The 17,453-nt window shown below is 36.1% G+C and carries 14 protein-coding genes; 11 read left to right on the plus strand and 3 right to left on the minus strand.

Going from position 1 to position 17,453, the window contains the following annotated elements; translation table 11 throughout:
• The first annotated feature begins 31 nt into the window (after positions 1–31).
• A complete protein-coding gene (gene namA / locus RTX21_RS07335; RefSeq protein ID WP_312766481.1) occupies positions 32–1,093 on the plus strand; it encodes an NADPH dehydrogenase NamA in 1,062 nt (353 codons plus the stop codon).
• Between the two features lie 160 nt (positions 1,094–1,253).
• On the opposite strand, the gene RTX21_RS07340 is transcribed toward namA, so the two are convergent.
• Entirely contained in the window at positions 1,254–1,616 is a 363-nt protein-coding gene (locus RTX21_RS07340; protein WP_312766483.1) for a helix-turn-helix domain-containing protein, read from the minus strand.
• Positions 1,617–1,743: 127 nt separating this feature from the next.
• On the opposite strand from RTX21_RS07340, the gene RTX21_RS07345 reads away from it, so the two are divergent.
• The 10 genes from RTX21_RS07345 to RTX21_RS07390 all read left to right on the plus strand — a co-directional run bounded on the left by RTX21_RS07345 (position 1,744) and on the right by RTX21_RS07390 (position 14,857).
• Positions 1,744–2,538 carry an SDR family oxidoreductase gene (locus tag RTX21_RS07345; protein WP_312766486.1) on the plus strand — a complete coding sequence of 265 codons (795 nt, stop codon included), beginning with the start codon at positions 1,744–1,746 and terminating at the stop codon, positions 2,536–2,538.
• 22 nt (positions 2,539–2,560) lie between these two features.
• Complete coding sequence (locus RTX21_RS07350; RefSeq protein ID WP_312766489.1) at positions 2,561–2,878, plus strand: nuclear transport factor 2 family protein; 318 nt, start codon at positions 2,561–2,563, stop codon at positions 2,876–2,878.
• A 55-nt stretch (positions 2,879–2,933) separates the two neighbouring features.
• Positions 2,934–3,248 carry a nuclear transport factor 2 family protein gene (locus RTX21_RS07355; RefSeq protein ID WP_312766492.1) on the plus strand — a complete coding sequence of 105 codons (315 nt, stop codon included), beginning with the start codon at positions 2,934–2,936 and terminating at the stop codon, positions 3,246–3,248.
• A gap of 187 nt (positions 3,249–3,435) precedes the next feature.
• Complete coding sequence (locus tag RTX21_RS07360; protein ID WP_312766495.1) at positions 3,436–4,920, plus strand: T9SS type A sorting domain-containing protein; 1,485 nt, start codon at positions 3,436–3,438, stop codon at positions 4,918–4,920.
• A 165-nt stretch (positions 4,921–5,085) separates the two neighbouring features.
• Positions 5,086–6,714, plus strand: coding sequence for a LuxR C-terminal-related transcriptional regulator (locus RTX21_RS07365; protein ID WP_312766497.1), 1,629 nt, complete (start codon positions 5,086–5,088; stop codon positions 6,712–6,714).
• A gap of 108 nt (positions 6,715–6,822) precedes the next feature.
• Complete coding sequence (locus tag RTX21_RS07370) at positions 6,823–9,153, plus strand: VPS10 domain-containing protein (protein ID WP_312766499.1); 2,331 nt, start codon at positions 6,823–6,825, stop codon at positions 9,151–9,153.
• A 140-nt stretch (positions 9,154–9,293) separates the two neighbouring features.
• Entirely contained in the window at positions 9,294–11,852 is a 2,559-nt protein-coding gene (locus RTX21_RS07375; protein WP_312766501.1) for a DUF2339 domain-containing protein, read from the plus strand.
• Entirely contained in the window at positions 11,836–13,053 is a 1,218-nt protein-coding gene (locus tag RTX21_RS07380) for a hypothetical protein (protein WP_312766502.1), read from the plus strand. The genes RTX21_RS07375 and RTX21_RS07380 overlap by 17 nt, the downstream gene beginning before the upstream one ends.
• Before the next feature lie 113 nt (positions 13,054–13,166).
• On the plus strand, positions 13,167–13,787 hold the full coding sequence (locus RTX21_RS07385) for a hypothetical protein (protein ID WP_312766503.1): 621 nt from the start codon (positions 13,167–13,169) through the stop codon (positions 13,785–13,787).
• A 281-nt stretch (positions 13,788–14,068) separates the two neighbouring features.
• Positions 14,069–14,857 (plus strand): GLPGLI family protein, encoded by a 789-nt coding sequence (locus RTX21_RS07390; protein ID WP_312766504.1) that lies wholly within the window; start codon positions 14,069–14,071, stop codon positions 14,855–14,857.
• A 104-nt stretch (positions 14,858–14,961) separates the two neighbouring features.
• On the opposite strand, the gene hemL is transcribed toward RTX21_RS07390, so the two are convergent.
• Both hemL and RTX21_RS07400 read right to left on the minus strand, forming a co-directional pair.
• Entirely contained in the window at positions 14,962–16,242 is a 1,281-nt protein-coding gene (hemL, locus tag RTX21_RS07395) for a glutamate-1-semialdehyde 2,1-aminomutase (RefSeq protein WP_312766505.1), read from the minus strand.
• 41 nt (positions 16,243–16,283) lie between these two features.
• Positions 16,284–17,348, minus strand: a complete 1,065-nt coding sequence (locus RTX21_RS07400) for a glucosaminidase domain-containing protein (RefSeq protein WP_312766507.1) — start codon at positions 17,346–17,348, stop codon at positions 16,284–16,286.
• Positions 17,349–17,453 lie beyond the last annotated feature (105 nt).

A 17,453-nucleotide genomic window follows, 5' to 3' on the forward strand; every position in this document is an offset into this window, starting at 1 on the left:
TCGAAGCCATTTAAAATAATAAATTCTAAAAATGAAACTTTTCACACCTATAACATTCAGAAATGTAGAACTGAAAAACCGAATCGTAATGTCGCCAATGTGTATGTATTCTGCAGAAGAAGGCGTTGCGAATGACTTCCATTTTGTTCATTACGGGAGCCGTGCTCAAGGTGGTGCTGGTCTTATCGTAGTAGAAGCAACCGGCGTTGAACCTTGCGGAAGAATCTCGGACAAATGTCTTGGAATCTGGAATGACGAGCAAGCTTTGGCTCTGAAAAAAATCGTTGATTTTGTTCATCAGAATTCGGAAAGCAAAATCGGAATTCAGTTGGCTCACGCTGGGCGAAAAGGTTCTGTTTCTGCTGAAACCAATCGACAAATGAGCTTGGAAGAAGGCTGGGAAACCATTGCACCAAGCCCGATTCCTTTTCATCATTCCGAAAGAATTCCGCACGAATTAACTGTTGACGAAATCAAAACTTTGGTAGAGGATTTCAGAAAAGCTGCGAAAAGAGCCGTAGATGCTGGATTTGATGTTTTGGAAATTCACGGTGCGCACGGTTATTTGATTCATCAGTTTTTATCACCTCTTTCCAATACAAGAACCGACGAATATGGAGGAAATCCAGAAAACCGAGCAAGATTCTTAATGGAAATTGTGGATGCAATTAATTCTGAAATTACAGAAAACCAAGCGCTTTTCGTAAGAATCTCCGGAACTGAATATGCAGAAAACGGTTGGGAAATCTCCGACAGTGTTGAACTATCAAAAGCTTTAAAAGCTAAAAATGTAGATTTGATTGATGTTTCCAGCGGCGGAAATATTAATGGCGTAACAATTCCTTTAAGACCGGGCTATCAAGTTCCGTTAGCAGAAGACGTGAAAAAGAATTCGAATGTCAAAACCGGAGCTGTTGGTCTTATCACGTCAGCAGAACAAGCGGAAGAAATTTTACAAAACGGACAAGGCGATTTGATTTTCCTGGCTAGAGAAATCTTGAGAAATCCGTATTTCGCTGTTCAATCTTCCTGGGAAAGTGGCGATGATTGTTTCTATCCGCATCAATATTTGAGAGCAAAGCCAACGAAATAAAAAACCGCCCTCGCAGAAAAGAACGGTCTTTAAATGAATTTGGGTTTATCATTTTGGAGATACTAAGGTAGAGAATAAGAAAACCCGTCTCCAATTTTTTTGAACTGACTTTTAACATAATTTTGAATAAAAACTTTCCTCTTCGGAAAGTTTTTTGTTTCTAATCAATATTCAACCTCTTCAAGATAACTTCTCTTAGATGCTTTTCATTCGCATCTCCCCATTCTCCAATCGCTGAAATCACAGGAATTAGTGTTTTTCCAAATTCGGTCAGGCTGTATTCTACTTTTGGTGGCACCACCGGATAAATAACTTTGCTAACGAGGTCGTGGTCTTCTAACTCTTTTAGCTGGATGTTCAGTACCCGACGTGACGCGTCCGGTATTTTCCTTTGCAATTCACTTGGGCGCTGATGGCCTTGATGGATAAACCATAACAAACGTATTTTCCATTTCCCATAGAGAACTTCGCCAATCAAATCCAAGCCGCAATTAAGATTCGGAATTATTTTTCTCTCATACATATTGCAAAACTAAACCTATGTTCCGATTTGTACAATAGGGGAAAAATTAATCCCTATCTGAATCGTATTTCCGTACTTGTACCAACTGTTTTTATGCCCCAATTTTGTCCTATAAAATTTAATCAAAATGGAACAACAATTTAATTTCAACAATGAGCTATCTGGAAAAATCGCTTTGGTAACCGGAGGTACAAAAGGCGCTGGAAGAGCCATAGCAGAAAGACTTTTACAAGCAGGAGCAACCGTTATTATTACCGCACGAAACGCACCAGAAAAAGAAAACAGCAACCTGCATTTCATTCCTTCAGATTTGAGCAAAGCAGAAGATTCAAAAAAAGTAATCAGCGAAGTGCTATCGACTTATGGAAGGCTGGACATTTTGATCAATAACCTAGGTTCATCCGTGACGCCAGCCGGAGGTTTCGTGGCATTAAGTGATGATGATTGGGAATCAACCTTGCAAGCGAATTTGCTCGCTCCTGTGAGATTGGACAGAGGATTTCTACCGCAAATGATTGAGAGAAACTCTGGCGTGATCATCCACATTGCTTCTATCCAGGGTAAATTGCCTTTGTATGATTCCACTTTGCCATACGCAGCAGCAAAAGCCGGATTAATCAATTACAGTAAAAGCTTATCCAACGAAGTGACACCAAAAGGCGTTCGTGTCCTTACTGTTTCGCCGGGCTGGATTAACACAACAGCATCAAAAGCCTGGTTAGGCGAAATCGCAAGAAACGCCAATAGTACCGTAGAAGAAGCGCAACAAGGTGTGATTGACGCATTAGGCGGAATTCCGTTTGGACGACCTGCCGAATCCGAAGAAGTAGCAGAATTAGTAGGATTTCTAGTTTCACCGAGAGCTAATTATTTAACAGGAACCAATTTCGTCATCGATGGTGGTACTGTGCCAACAGTTTAATAACCTTTAAAAATTTAAAATTATGAACTTACCAAGTGTAATTAAGGAATTCGTAAAAACAAAAAACAGTTTTGACAGTTTTGCCTTTGCAGAATGTTTTTCAGAAACAGCTGTAGTTTTTGACGAGGGAAAAACGCATACAGGCAAAAAAGAAATCGAACAGTGGATTGACAATTCCAACAAACAACATCAAGATACGCTGGAGCCAATAGATTATGACAAAAAAGAAGATATATTGTCGGCGAAAGTAACAGGGACATTTCCGCAAAGTCCTATTGTTTTAAAATTTCATTTTATAATAACTGACGGAAAAATTCGGAATCTAAAAGTAACTGAATAGAATATCTGTCCGGAACAGTTTACCAAATATTTTATAATCTTTAAAATTAAAAATTATGAACTTACCAAAAGTCGTCGAAGAATTAATAAAAACACAAAACGATTTTGACAGCGTAGCATATGCTCAATGTTTTACAGAAACAGCAGTAGTTTTTGACGAGGGCAAAACACATATAGGCAGAAAAGAAATTGAACAATGGATAGACAAAGCCAACCAAGATTACCGTGCTACAATGAAACCTATGGAATATTCTGAAACAGAACAGACTTTGACCACTGAAGTTTCGGGGAATTTTCCGGGAAGCCCTATTATTCTGAAGTATCATTATGAGTTTGAAGATGGATTGATTCAGGCTTTGAAAATTGTTTAGGATCAACATGTAAATTAATTGCATTAGTCTTGACGTCTCCTTATGCTATTCTATTTCAGAACTTTCCATTTCGGAAAGTTTTTTTTGTTTTCACAGAAATTGACAATTGCTGTCACATAATGTCACGCATTAAATTAAAGCTTTCGGGTTTCTAATCCATAAATTCACTCAACAAAAAAAAGTATATATGGAAAAATATCTATTCTCGAGAATTTTAAACAGAGGAATTTTATCACTTTCTGTTTTCAGCTTGACATTGATTTTCGGTCAATATCAATCCAAAAAAATCACAGCTTCCACCAGAGAAAGCAGAGCAGAATTCGGAACATCTGTTGCGATCAACAATCAATTTTTGGCAATTGGTGCTTCCAGAGAAGAAGTTGCAAAAGGCGCCGTTTACATCCATCGGAAAAGTGGAAGCAATTGGAATTTCAATCAAAAAATAACAGCTCCAGATGGTGTTGAGATGGCAGAATTTGGAGGAAGCATAAAGTTCGGAACCGATTTTCTGTTAATTTCTGCGGGAAGAGCCGATATCGATAACACCATCCGAGCCGGCGCTTTGTATATTTATGATTTGGATTCTAACAACCAATGGAATTTCACAAAAAAACTAATCGCTTCTGATTATGACAACGATGCATTGCTGGCTGTCAATCCAACTTCTATTGCTGTTGACGGAAATACGATTGTTGCGGGTGCTCCGGGATTCAGCAGTTGGAATGGTGCTGTTTATATTTACGAAAAAAGCGGTAATGACTGGATAGAAAAACAAAAAATCACTTCACCGGAAAGTGTGGATTTTGGAAACTTCGGGATTGGTGTGAGTCTTTATGGAGATTTTCTTGTGATTGGTGCAAGTGGTGTTAACAACAGCGCAGGAAAAATCTACATTTATAAAAAGAATAATTCAGGTGAATGGATTTTTCATCAGAGCTTAACATCGTCAGATAATTTTGAGAATTCGTATTTTGGAAATTCGGTGAGTATTTCTGGTAATGAACTAGTTGTCGGCGCTTATACGGAAGTTGATACAGGAAATCCTTCTATGGCTTATATTTTCAAACTGAATGATAATGGAAACTGGGAAGAAACTCAAAAAATTCCTAGCTATGAATCATCTGAACATACTTATTTCGCCTGGATGTGTGAGTTGAAAAGTGACAAGCTTCTCATCAGCGCTCCGCATCTTTATGGACAAGACCCAGGAAAAGCTTTGCTTTATAAAAAGAATAGCCAGAACCAATGGGAATTTGACCAGGAACTGAAACCTGAAAATGATGTTACAGAAGATTTTTATGGTTGGAGTCTTGCAATGAGTGATAACGAAATCATCATTGGTTCTGCAAGAGACAATTTTGATGACAATGAAGAAAATGAACTTAATGATGCGGGTTCAGCCTATATTTTCACTTCAACAAACCTTGCAACGAACGAAAGTAATCTTTCTAAAAACAATGTAAAGATCTATCCAAATCCTGCCAAAGATCTCATCAATATCACGAGCAAGAAAGAAATTAACTCGGTTGAAATCCTGGACCAATCCGGAAAAAGAATTTCGGAGACCAAAGAATTAAAAATCAATGTTTCAACTCTTCCAAAAGGAATCTATGTTCTGAAAATAAAATTTTTGAATGGAAGTTCATCGGTTCAGAAATTGATCAAACAATAATTCAAAGTCTTCGACTCCGCTCAGTGTGACAACTCTTAAAAGGAAATTCTATTCTAAAAGTGTCGGTCTGAGCGGAGTCGAAGACTTTGAATTATCGTTCACAATCTCATCTTTTTGCTTTTACGATTAATTATATCTATATTTCGTTATCGATTTAATGAGAAGATGAAATTATTTCTGAAAATAATCCCAATATTTGTACTTTTTATTCTGCCTTCAACAATTTCAGGACAGTCGGAAAAAGAATGTGAAGTCATCATCGATTCGGCCATTCAGAAGATGTTCCGAAAAGAACATACGAAGTCTCTTGAAATGTTGATTCGGGTAAAATCTGTTTCCGAGCAAAAGAAATGGGACAAATCCAACTTCCGCGCAACGAACAATATCGGGCTTAATTATTACCTGATGACGGACTTTGGCGAGGCTTTGAAATATTATCTCGAAGCTTATGATATCGCTACCAATATGCCCGACAAAAAGCACGTGATGACGGTTGTCAATAATATTGCAATCCTTTATTTTCAGGAAAAAAACAACAAAAAGGCCTACGAATATTTCCTGAAAGCTTATCAAACCGCAAAAGAAAACAACCGGAACGACAAAGCCGGCGCTTATGCCGTGAATCTCGGTTTGGTTTTGAATAAATTGAATAAAGTCAATGAGGCTTATCAATATATTAAGGAAGCTGAAACGCTGACCAAAGACAATCCGAAAGTCAACATCATGTACAAAATGGCGCTGGCGGAAAATCTTTATCTCAAGAAAAAATATGACGAATCCGAAACTATTATTGATAGTTTAATTCCACAGCTTCAGTCACCTGACGAAAATGAGAACCTGATATTTATTCTCTTGATAAAAGCTCAAATCAATGAGAAAAAAGGAGACTTTACTCAGGCAAAATCTTTGGCTTTACAGGCAAGAAAGCTCTCTCCAAATATTAACAATCGAGAAGAAGTTTACAATTATCTTTCAAAGATCAATGCAGAAAGTAAAAATTATGATGAGTCTCTGAAGTACAAAGATTCTGTGATTATTGCGAATGATTCGATTTCGAGAATTAATAATTCTGCTCTATTTAACAATGGAAAAATCAAGTTCGAAATGCAGAATTATCAATTCGAGCTCAAAGAAAGCCATCAACGTTTGAAAGATGAGAGAAAGATCTTCTACATCATTATCGCTTCTGCCGTTATCATCATTTTGTTGGTTTTGCTTTTTCTTTATAATAACTCGATAAAATACAAACAGCAGAAAAAGATCACGCAGCTGGAATTTGAGAAAAAACAAAGCGACAATCTGATCCTGACTCAACAGTTGAAGGAACAGGAAACATTGTCTTTGCTGGAAAAAGAACGTCTTAAAAACGAAATTGAGCAGCAAAACCGACAGTTGACCTCACAAGCTTTGACCATCTCCAGCAGAAATGATGTGGTGGAAGAAATCATTGAAGCAATCGTCAACCAACCCGAGATTTCCAACAATTCCAAGTTCGTGAGTTCTATCAAGGATTTGAAAATTCAGCTTAAGAGCAATAATCAATGGGATAGTTTTTTCAAACATTTTGAAGGTGTCAATCAGAATTTCATCACCACTTTGAAAGAAAGACATCCGGACCTGAGTTCTTCAGAGATCAGATTCATCTGTTATGTTTATATGAATCTGAGTCATAAAGAAATTGCCTCGATTCTCAACATCAGTCCGGAATCCTGTAGAAAAAGAAAGGAAAGAATCAGCAAAAAACTCAATCTTCCCGACAGAATAAACTTATACGACTATATTTCAGCAATATAGACAAAACTATGTCACGCAGAAACTGGAATGATGTCACGCAATGTCACGCCATTATTGATACATTTTTTTTGATTTATCATCAATTTTACATCAATAAAATTTTTGAATATGAAGAAAATATTGACTTTATTTTTATTGGCAATCTGCTCCAGTCTTTCTACAAAGTTGGCGGCTCAGTTGTCATTTTTAACTTCGCCAGATTATGGACAAGTATTTGATGTGACCTACGACCCGATCCAGTCCGATGTTTTATATGCCAACACGGTGACCAACCACATTGTAAAAAGTTCTGACAACGGAAAAAACTGGGAAGTTTTGTATTCTTTTCCGCTAGACCTCAGTTTTGGAACGATCAAGGATCTACGATGGACCGCAGACCAGAAATATTTAAGTTTTATCGTGACTGCGGAAGGAACGGTTCACAATCAGGTAATTATCATAGACCCAGCCAATGGAAACGTGATCAAAAGAATAGATTCTCCGAACGGAAATATGTCCGGCAACCTGATAATGTCCTACTCTGTTACAGGAAGTGATTACGAAAACATTCTTTTACACACGACCTATATGTATAATTTTGGTCTTGTAACAGATGTCTTCTACAGTAAAAATGGCGGAGACAGCTGGCAAAAAGTTTACACAAGTTCTGCGAATGACGGTGTTCACATCAATAATGTTGCGATTCATCCCAATAATCCTAACAAACTATTTTTAGCAAGAGGATTTTCTCCCGGCGAAAAAAACGGTGGATTATATGTTTCAAACAATTCCGGAAATAGTTGGACAGAAAAAATTGCAGGACAGAATTATTCCGCAATAACTTTTGACCCGGCAAATTCACAAAAGATGTTTTTAGGAACATTTTATCTTACGGAAACGCAAACCGAAAATCTTTACCGCTCAACAGACGGCGGCGATAACTGGAGTATTGTTCCAATTAACTGGACAGAGCTGTCCACAAACAGCATCCAAAAGATCATCATCAATCCTAAAAATCCGAACGAAGTGATGGTTCTCGAAGAAAATGAGATAGTGATCTCAAAAGATGGCGGAAACACATGGACAAATTATGTTTATCCGAACAATGATCTGGAAAATAAATATTATTACGGACTGAATGCAACCTATAATCCTTCGAACAGCAATGAAGTGATCATCAGTTCCAATTATTACCCCTTCCATTCTTTGGATGGCGGAATTACATTGTCGAGATTCAAAAATCCGTTTGCGAACAACACCGACAGAGTCACATTTCATAAAAATTCGGAAAAGCATTTGTATTATGGATTGAGAAGAGGCTTCGTCCATCAGGATTTCCAAACCGGACAAGAAACAGGAATTGGACTTATGGCTATCAATTTCTTCCCAAATTTCAGAAGCACCGGTCTCTATGCCGACCCGTTGGTTGCAGGAAGAGTTTATGTCACCTCAAGCAATTTTATGGGTTCTACCTTTGCTGTAAGCACCAATCATGGTGTCAATTATTCTTCAGGTTACAGTGATTATGGATTGAATATTATGAGAGTTGCCACATCCAAATCGAACACCAATCATTCCTGGGTTTCCTTCGACGAGTCTGTAAGGAAATTTGATTTCACCAATATGAGCGGAATCACAAGTGCAGAAGTGATGCTGCCATCATTCGGACCAGTTTTCGGAATCAGCATTGATGAAACTAATGAGAATAATGTGATTCTTTCCCAGAATAACAATGTTTACAGAACAACAGACGGCGGACAAAACTGGACACCATCGGAAAGCGGATTGGAAATACTGGAAAGCAATGCCGATTTCATTTATGACATTAACAAAAATCCTTTCAACAAAGACCAATTGCTTTTGTCTACCACACAAGGTATTTTCATTTCCAATGATGCTGGTGTGAAGTGGACTCACATCTATAGTGGCGATGTTATCAACAGAGCCGAATTTTCACCCCATAAAAACGGTGTTATCGTAGCGACTTCTAATTTCATGAACGGAAGTGGCGAAGGTTCTGTTTACCCACCTTCGCAAGTGAGAATCATTTATTCAACTAATTCCGGACAAACCTGGAATGAAGTTTCTCCTGAAAAGCTGGGCTATCTTTTCTCAGAATCATCTGCAATTGATTTTCTGGATGATGAGAAAGCAGATATCTACTTCAGCACGTCAGATTTGGGATTGATAAAATATCAGATCAGTCTGGAAACTTTGGGAATAAATAATAATTCTTTATCAAAGGCAGATTTAATCATTTATCCAAATCCAACTTCGGATTACATTAATATTTCCAATGATAAAGTCAAAGAAGCAGTGATTGTAGATTTCGCAGGAAAAATTTTATTAAAATCAACTTCCAAAACAATTGATCTATCGAATCTTCCAAAAGGTGTTTACATCCTGAATGCAACATTAATCAACGGAAAACAAGTTTCGAAGAAAATCATCAGAAAATAAAATTTCTTCATATCAAAAAAGAGACTTAGCAAAATTTGTTAAGTCTTTTTTTGTTTTTAAATCAAAGATTGGTCTCATATTTCCTTTTCTACTAGAACCAAACTCTATTTCGTTATATTTGTTAACAGAAAACACTTTTTATGGAGATATTCTTACTATTGCTCATTTTGGTTTTTGTAATTATCATTCACAACAAATCAACTTCCAATTTCAATTCGACGCAGGAATCAATCAGACAACTTCAGGACAAAATCGATGCATTGAAATCGGGAATCAACATTCAACCTTTAAAACAGGAAGAACCTGAAATTCCAATTATCAAGGAAGAAATAAAACTGGAAGAAATAAAACCAATTCCTGTTGAAGTTCCTCCAATAATCGAAGAAGAAATCATCGAGGAAAAACAACCGGAAATTATTGAAAATACAATTCCGCCAGTTGAAGATGAACTTCCAAAAGTGGAACAAAAAGTCGCTTTCTCAGCAGAAAATTCTGTAAGAGAATTTATTCCACCTAAAAAATCTTGGCTGGAAAACTTTAGAGAAAACAATCCTGACATCGAGAAATTTATCGGCGAAAACCTCATCAATAAAATCGGGATTCTGATTTTGGTTCTCGGCATCAGTTTCTTTGTGAAATATGCGATTGATAAAGATTGGATCAATGAACCAGCACGTGTCGGAATCGGCATTTTGGCTGGTGCTTTGGTAATGGGCGTTGCGCATCGATTGAGGAAAAATTATGCGGCTTTCAGTTCCGTTTTTGTGGCTGGCGCGATCAGTATTTTTTATCTCACGATTGGAATTGCCTTCCACGATTATCACCTGTTCAGTCAGACTGTGGCGTTCATCATTATGGTAGTGATTACCATTTTCAGCGTGTTCGTTTCTGTTTCTTATGACCGAAAAGAATTGGCAATTTTGTCCTTGATTGGCGGTTTTGCCGTTCCTTTTATGGTCAGCACTGGCGAAGGAAACTATAAAGTTCTGTTCATTTACATTGCGATTCTGAATATTGGAATGCTCTTGATTGCCTACTTCAAAAAATGGAATCTCGTTACTTTACTGGCTTTCATTTTCAGTTGTCTGCTGTATTCTGCTTGGTTCGGAAAAGGCTTCTACGACAACAACTTACCATATCGTGGTGCATTGTTTTTTGCTACTATATTTTACATTATTTTCAGTGTGGCAACGGTTATTAATAATCTGAGAAATAAGGGCTCTTTTACGAAGTTGGAATATTTTATAATGGTCGCTAATACGTTCTTCTATTTCGGAATGGGAATCAGTATTATCGAAAACTGGAAACCGGAATTCAAAGGTTTATTTACCGTTGTTATGGCTTTGTACAACTTAATTTATGCGATATTTTTATACAGAAAATTCGGGCTGGACAAAAATGCAATTTATCTTTTATTAGGATTGACTTTAACCTTTGTGACCTTAGCTATTCCGATTCAGTTCCAAGGCAATTACATCACTTTATTCTGGGCAGGAGAAGCGGTTTTATTGTTCTGGCTGTCTCAAAAATCGAAAATCGCAACCTTCAAATTAGGAGCAATAATCGTTCAGATTTTGATGTTGGGAAGTTTGATTATGGATTGGGAAAAATATTATTCCGGAAACCTGATGGAACTGAAACCTTTCCTTAACCGAATGTTCATCACAGGAATTGTCTCACTCGCTTCGTTGATTTTCACTTATATATTATTGAAAAAAGAGAAAGAAAGCACCGATATTTTCGGCTTCGAATTCCATCCTTCTTCTTACAGAAATATTATTTTAGGCGTCGGCATTTTGGTCGGATATTTCACAGGAATGTTTGAAATAAGTTATCAAGCTGGAGATTACATAGCCAATTATTATTCGGCATTGTCTTATTCGGTTTTGTATCATTTCCTGTTCAGCGCCGGATTAATCTATTTTGTTTTGAAGTTAAAAGACAAAGGTTGGAACACTTTCACTATTGTTTTGGCTTCCGTTAATATCATCATTTACATCGCCTATTTCTACAAATTGACTTACAACGAAATGACGGAAAATTACGTTCTCAATTTGGCTTCAAAATCGGCTTATTTTATTCATTACATTTTACTGATCTGTCTAGCTTATTTCGGATATGTTTTGATTAAATTCAGAAACGAAAGTTTTTTCTCCAAGCTTTTGAATCATAAATCAGCATTATGGATTTTCGCATTTTGCATCGTTTACGTTTTGAGTAATGAAGTGATGATTCACGGATTGATGTTCAACAATGACATTATTTCATCAGCCGAATTAGCCAAATATCCTTTTAATAAAACAGGTTACAGCTACGAAAAAGAAATTTTTATCGATGACAAATTCGAAGCAATAAAACTTCAAATCATCAAAATCGGTTATCCGATTCTTTGGGGCGTTTTATCTTTTGTTTTTCTGATTATCGGTATCAAAAAACAAAACCAGCCATTGCGTATTATCGCACTAGCTTTGCTCGGAATCACGATTATTAAGTTATTTGTTTACGATATCAAAAATGTTTCGGAAACAGGAAAAATCATCGCTTTCATCTTGTTAGGTGTCTTGATTTTGATTATTTCATTCGTTTATCAAAAGATTAAAAGACTGGTCGTAGATGAAACCAAATTCCCTTCGGATAAAATTGAAAATCCTGAAGACCAGACAGAAACTAAAAACCCAAACGATGAAGAAATTAATTAGTCTTATATTTTCAATGATATACGGATTTTCCTTGGCTCAAAATTATCAGGGGAAAATCAATAAAGTGGTAGAAAATGGTTTGCATCAGATTTTAATCAATCCTGAAGTTCGTTCTGCGTCTCAGAATAATCTGGATTTTGTGAGGATTTTCGATTCTAAAAATAATGAAGCTCCTTATGTATTTTATGAAGGGAAATCCAGTAATTCCAGCTCAAAAAATTTTAACATCATTTCAAAAACTGCCGTTCCGAATGTTGCTACTTCCATCATTATCTCCAATGAAAACGCATTGAACATTGACCATTTGACGTTGAAAATCGCGAATACGGATGTTGATAAAAAGTACAATATCAACGGAAGCAATGACCAAAAAGAATGGTTTGGATTGGTCATTAACCAAAAAGTAATCGGATTGAATGACGCCGGCGAAAACTTTGTGGAACGTGATTTTGCTTTTCCCTTGAATAATTATAAGTTCCTTAAAATTGATTTCATTGATAAAAACTCTTTGCCAATCAATATTCTTGGAGCCAGTCTGGAAGAAAATCATTCTGTCAATCAATCGAAAATTGAATTACAGAATTTCACTCAGAAGATTGACACGGATAAGAAATCAAAACAAACTAAAATCACGATTACTTTTCCAAATCCACAAGTCATTGACGGCATCGGTTTCGAGATTTCTTCGCCGAGTTATTTTCTGCGTGATGCGAGGATTTTGATTAATAAATCTAGAGTTTATAAAAAATTGACTAAAAATTATATTGAAAATATTTCTGCATTTCAACTCAACTCAAAAAGTAAAAACAGATTTGATGTTCAAAGTTTTTTCGCAAAAGAATTCATCATTGAAATTGATAATCAAGACAATCAAGCTTTGGGAATTAACAAAATCAATCTTTTCCAATCGCCAGTAAGTATTCTAACCGATTTGAAATCAAATGAAAATTACACCTTGAAAATTGATTCTACTTGGCCTGCGCCACAATACGATTTAATCAATTCCGGAATTGATGTTAATCAAAATTATCCTGTCGCCACCATTTCGAATTTAGAAAAAATAGAGCAGTCACAATCTAAGGAAACAGCTAAATCTTTTTGGCAAACACCTTTATTTATGTGGATTTGCATTATTCTTGCCGTGGCGATTATTGGTTATTTTGCTGTTGGGATGATTAAGGATATGAATAAGGAGAATTAATAAATTAAAATGCAAAATTTATACGCTTAAATATAATATGTGTCTTTGTTTGTCATTTAAAATCTAAATGTCAAAAACTTCTTTAGCTTTGTGCTAACCGAAATTTTAAACTAATGACAATAATTAAACAAATTTTCCAGTATCTATTAGGAGTCTATTTACTTTTTATGAGTTTAGGCTATCTAATAATTGGAGACAAATCAGCAATTGGTGCATTCATTTCTACGATTTCAGCTTTGCTAATAATGCCTGCAACACGAAATTTAATCGAACATAAATTAAATTTCAAATTTAGCAGAGTTATTAAATATTCATTACCATTCATAGGTTTTTTTGCCCCTTTTTTCTTTATAGATTTTGATAAAATTGCAAATAGTAATACCACAAACAATCAATCGATAAGTGATTCTATTCAAAGTTCAAATGATTCTGTAGAATTACCAAGTTCAAATAAAATTGGTGAAAAGAGTAGAATTTTGCCAATTGCTGCAATGCAAACTAATAATAAGAAAATTACTGAACCAACAACCATAAAAGCAAAGAAGAAAAAAAGATATTCTACCGAATCTAAAGCAACTTATAAAGTCACTAAACGAAAAAAATCAAAACAGCTCAAAAGTGGAAGTTCACAATCCTACCAATCGTCGTCTGGACTTTGTGGACACGCAAACAAAACTGGTGGGTATTGTAAAAGAAGAGTTAAAGGTGGAGGATATTGTTGGCAACATTCATAATAAATTTTTTATCGTCAAGCTTTCAAATGCCTAATGAATAGCAAAATGGAAAATTTAGCTAAACAAAAAAACCTTCCAAATTGGAAACGTTTTCTTTAATACTGAAAATCCTAAAAGCTTCCAGCGTTTTATCAATCTTTTCTCGGGCGTATCTCATTTTTTAAGAAATGATTACGTGCAAGATGCTCGCATCAGTAGGTTTTGTATCATTTTTTTAAAAATATAAATATTAAAACTTCGTTTATGTTGTTATTATCAGAAAGTTTAAACACCCTTCACAAATGAAATTTATTATATTTTTTCTTGGAATCTCTACCTTTTGCTCCTCACAAAAAATTAGTTTCATTTACGAAACAAAATACAAACTGAATTTAGAAAATCCAGATGATGTTAATTCCGAGAATATGATTTTGGATTTAAAAAATAATGTTTCAATTTTTAGAGATTCAGTAGAAAAAGAAGCAGATTCATTAAAGTTGAATAATGGAAAGGAAATATTTAAAATGGGTGTTGAAAACCAATTCTATGTCAAAAAGAATCTCGCTCAAAAAAGAATTGAAAAAGTAATAACTTATTTGGGAAAAGATTATCTTCTTCCAATTGAGGAAATATTAGATTGGAAAATAACTCCCGAACAAAAAATGATTGGAAAATATAAATCTCAAAAAGCAGAAACTATGTATGGAGGAAGAAACTGGATTGCCTGGTTTACAACAGAATTACCTTTTGGAGATGGGCCATATATTTTCAATGGTTTACCCGGATTGATTGTTTCTATTCAAGATTCAAACAACGACTATTCATTTAATTTGATAGAGGTCAAAAAAGGAGGGAATATTTTTGACGCACGCACAAAAACAATAAAAATTGATTGGAAAAAATATGAAACACTTGCAAAATCATATTTTAATGACCCATATAATATAAATTCAAGAGGGTGGAAAACCGCTACGTTTACTGATGCGAATGGTACTACAGTGGATATTTCTATAAAGAACAAAGAACTGCAAAATTATATTTTACAAGAAAATAATCCAATTGAGTTAAACCATAAAATAAACTACAAATAAAACTCCCACTAACATTATATTGCAAAACGCAGGATGAATTGCTGAGCGGAAAAACCCAACATAATACAAAAAACCTTTCCAAAATCGGAAAGGTTTTCTTTTATCTAATACTGAAACTTCCTAAAAGCTTCCAGCGTTTTATCAATCTCTGTATCGCTAATTGCAGACGAAATAAACCAAGTCTCATAGCCACTTGGCGGAAGATAAATCCCTTGTTCCAAAACCTGATGAAACAGATTATTGAACAATCCAATGTTGGATTGATTCACTTCATTGAAGTTACTTGCAGAAGTCACATCAAAGAAAATCGACATCATACTTCCTTTTCTGTTGATTCTGTGTCGAATTCCTTTTTCGTTAAGGATTTTCCCAATCTCGAAGTCTAAGGTTTCGGTTGTTTTATCTAATTTTTTATAGAAATCAGCATCTTCTTTTATCAATTGCAAAGTTTTGAGTCCAGCTCTCATTGCCAAAGGATTTCCGCTCAAAGTTCCCGCTTGATATACACGTCCTCTTGGAGAAAGCCAGTTCATAATTTCGTTTCTTCCAGCAAAAGCGCCAACTGGCAATCCGCCGCCAATCACTTTTCCGTAAGTTACCAAATCCGCTTTCACACCCAAAGCTTCCTGCGCACCGCCAAAAGCCAAACGAAATCCCGTCATTACCTCATCAAAAATCAATAAAGTTCCGTTCTCATCACACAATTTTCTAAGGTTTTGAAGGAAATTATTTTCAGGCAAAATACAACCCATATTTCCGGCAATCGGTTCTACGATAATCGCTGCAATCTGCTCAGGATTATTTCTGAAAAGTTCTTCAACCTGTTCGATGTTATTATATTCAGCAAGTAATGTATCTTTTGCGGTTCCTTGGGTTACTCCTGGAGAATTCGGACTTCCAAAAGTCGCCATTCCACTTCCCGCCTGAATCAGAAATGAATCCGAATGACCGTGATAACAGCCTTCGAACTTGATGATTTTGTCTCTTTCCGTGTAGCCTCTCGCCAAACGAACGGCGCTCATACAAGCTTCAGTTCCTGATGAAACCATTCTGATTTGGTCAACATTAGGAACATTTTCTACAATGAATTTAGCAATCTCAGTTTCCAATTCTGTTGGTGCACCAAAAGAAAATCCTTTTTCAGCCTGTAGTTTCAGAGCTTCCAAAACTTCAGGATGTGTGTGACCAAGAATTGCCGGTCCCCAAGAATTGATATAATCGATGTAGGTTCTGTCGTCTTCGTCTGTAAGGTACGCACCTTTTGCAGATTTCATAAAAATCGGAACGCCGCCCACAGATTTGAAGGCACGAACCGGCGAATTCACGCCGCCCGGAATATATTTGTACGCTTCTTCAAACAGCGCTGAACTTCTTTGGTATAACATTTTAGTTGATGGTTGTTGGTTGATGGTTGTTAGTCTAACTTCTAACTTCTCGGTTTTTTGTTTTGCAGATAAATCGTTTGTCCTACTCTTGGCTCTTCGCCCGGTTCCATTCGGTTTTTGGAATAGAGTTTTTTCAGTTTGATTCCGAATTTCTGAGCAATATCGTGCATCGTCTCGCCAATTCCGGCTTTGTAAGTTTCTTTGTTTCCAGATGAATTTTTGCCTTCCAAAAAGATGACTTCATTCTTCGCCAGTTTAGAATCCTCCAGTTCATTGTATTTCATAAGACGTTTCTCACTGATCCCGAATTTCTTCGCAATATCAGAAATATCCGCATCTACAGGCATCACAAAGAATTTCAAATCTCCATTTGGATGGTTTTTCACCAATATATTTTTCAGAAGTTCTGCTCTGCTTTTTAAATCTATGATTTCTGAAACCTTACTTTGTTGTTTTGCGTAAGACCCTTGCGAATAATCTACTTTAATTGTCGGTGGAGCAACTTTTTCGTTTTGTTTTTCCTGACTTAGTTGCGCCATAAAAACCGCATCGCTGTTAAGATTAGGATATAATTTCAAAATCGCGTAATAAACCTCATCTTTAGAAGTATTATCAAATTCATACAATTTATAACGCTCTATTTTGTCGATCAGGATGTATGCATATCGCGGATTGGTCGCATATCCGGCTTTCTTCAGGCCGTGCGCCCAGGCTTTGTAATCTTTGGGATTCAGGTCAAACAATTTGGTGTAATACTTTCGTGTCGCCAGAAAAATCGAATGGTCTTCGTAAGACTGCTTCGGGTCTTCATAAACACGGAAACACTCGTTGGGCGCATCATCCGTATGTTTCATCGTTCTGCCCGTCCAGTCTTCCTTGCATTTGATTCCGAAATGGTTTTTCCCTTCCAGCGCTAGTCGGCTTTGTCCGCCGCCGGTTTCCAAAAGTCCCTGAGCCAGCGTGATGCTCGCCGGGATCTTATATTTCTCCATTTCTTCCACCGCATACGGCGCAAATTTCTGGATGTATTGGTCTTCCGTTTTCCAGGTTTGCGCTTTCACAAGACCTAAAACACTCACAAAACCAATCACTAATACTTTTCTCATATTTATTTTTTACTAAATATTTTATTCTTTTAGGAGCTGTTTCCCGCTTTCCACTATATCATTTTTGTCTTAGACGTTTATCATCCGAAACAGAGTTTCCCATTA

Origin of the sequence: Epilithonimonas sp. (assembly GCF_032054305.1) — a bacterium.
In the GTDB taxonomy this organism is placed as follows: Bacteria; Bacteroidota; Bacteroidia; order Flavobacteriales; family Weeksellaceae; genus Epilithonimonas.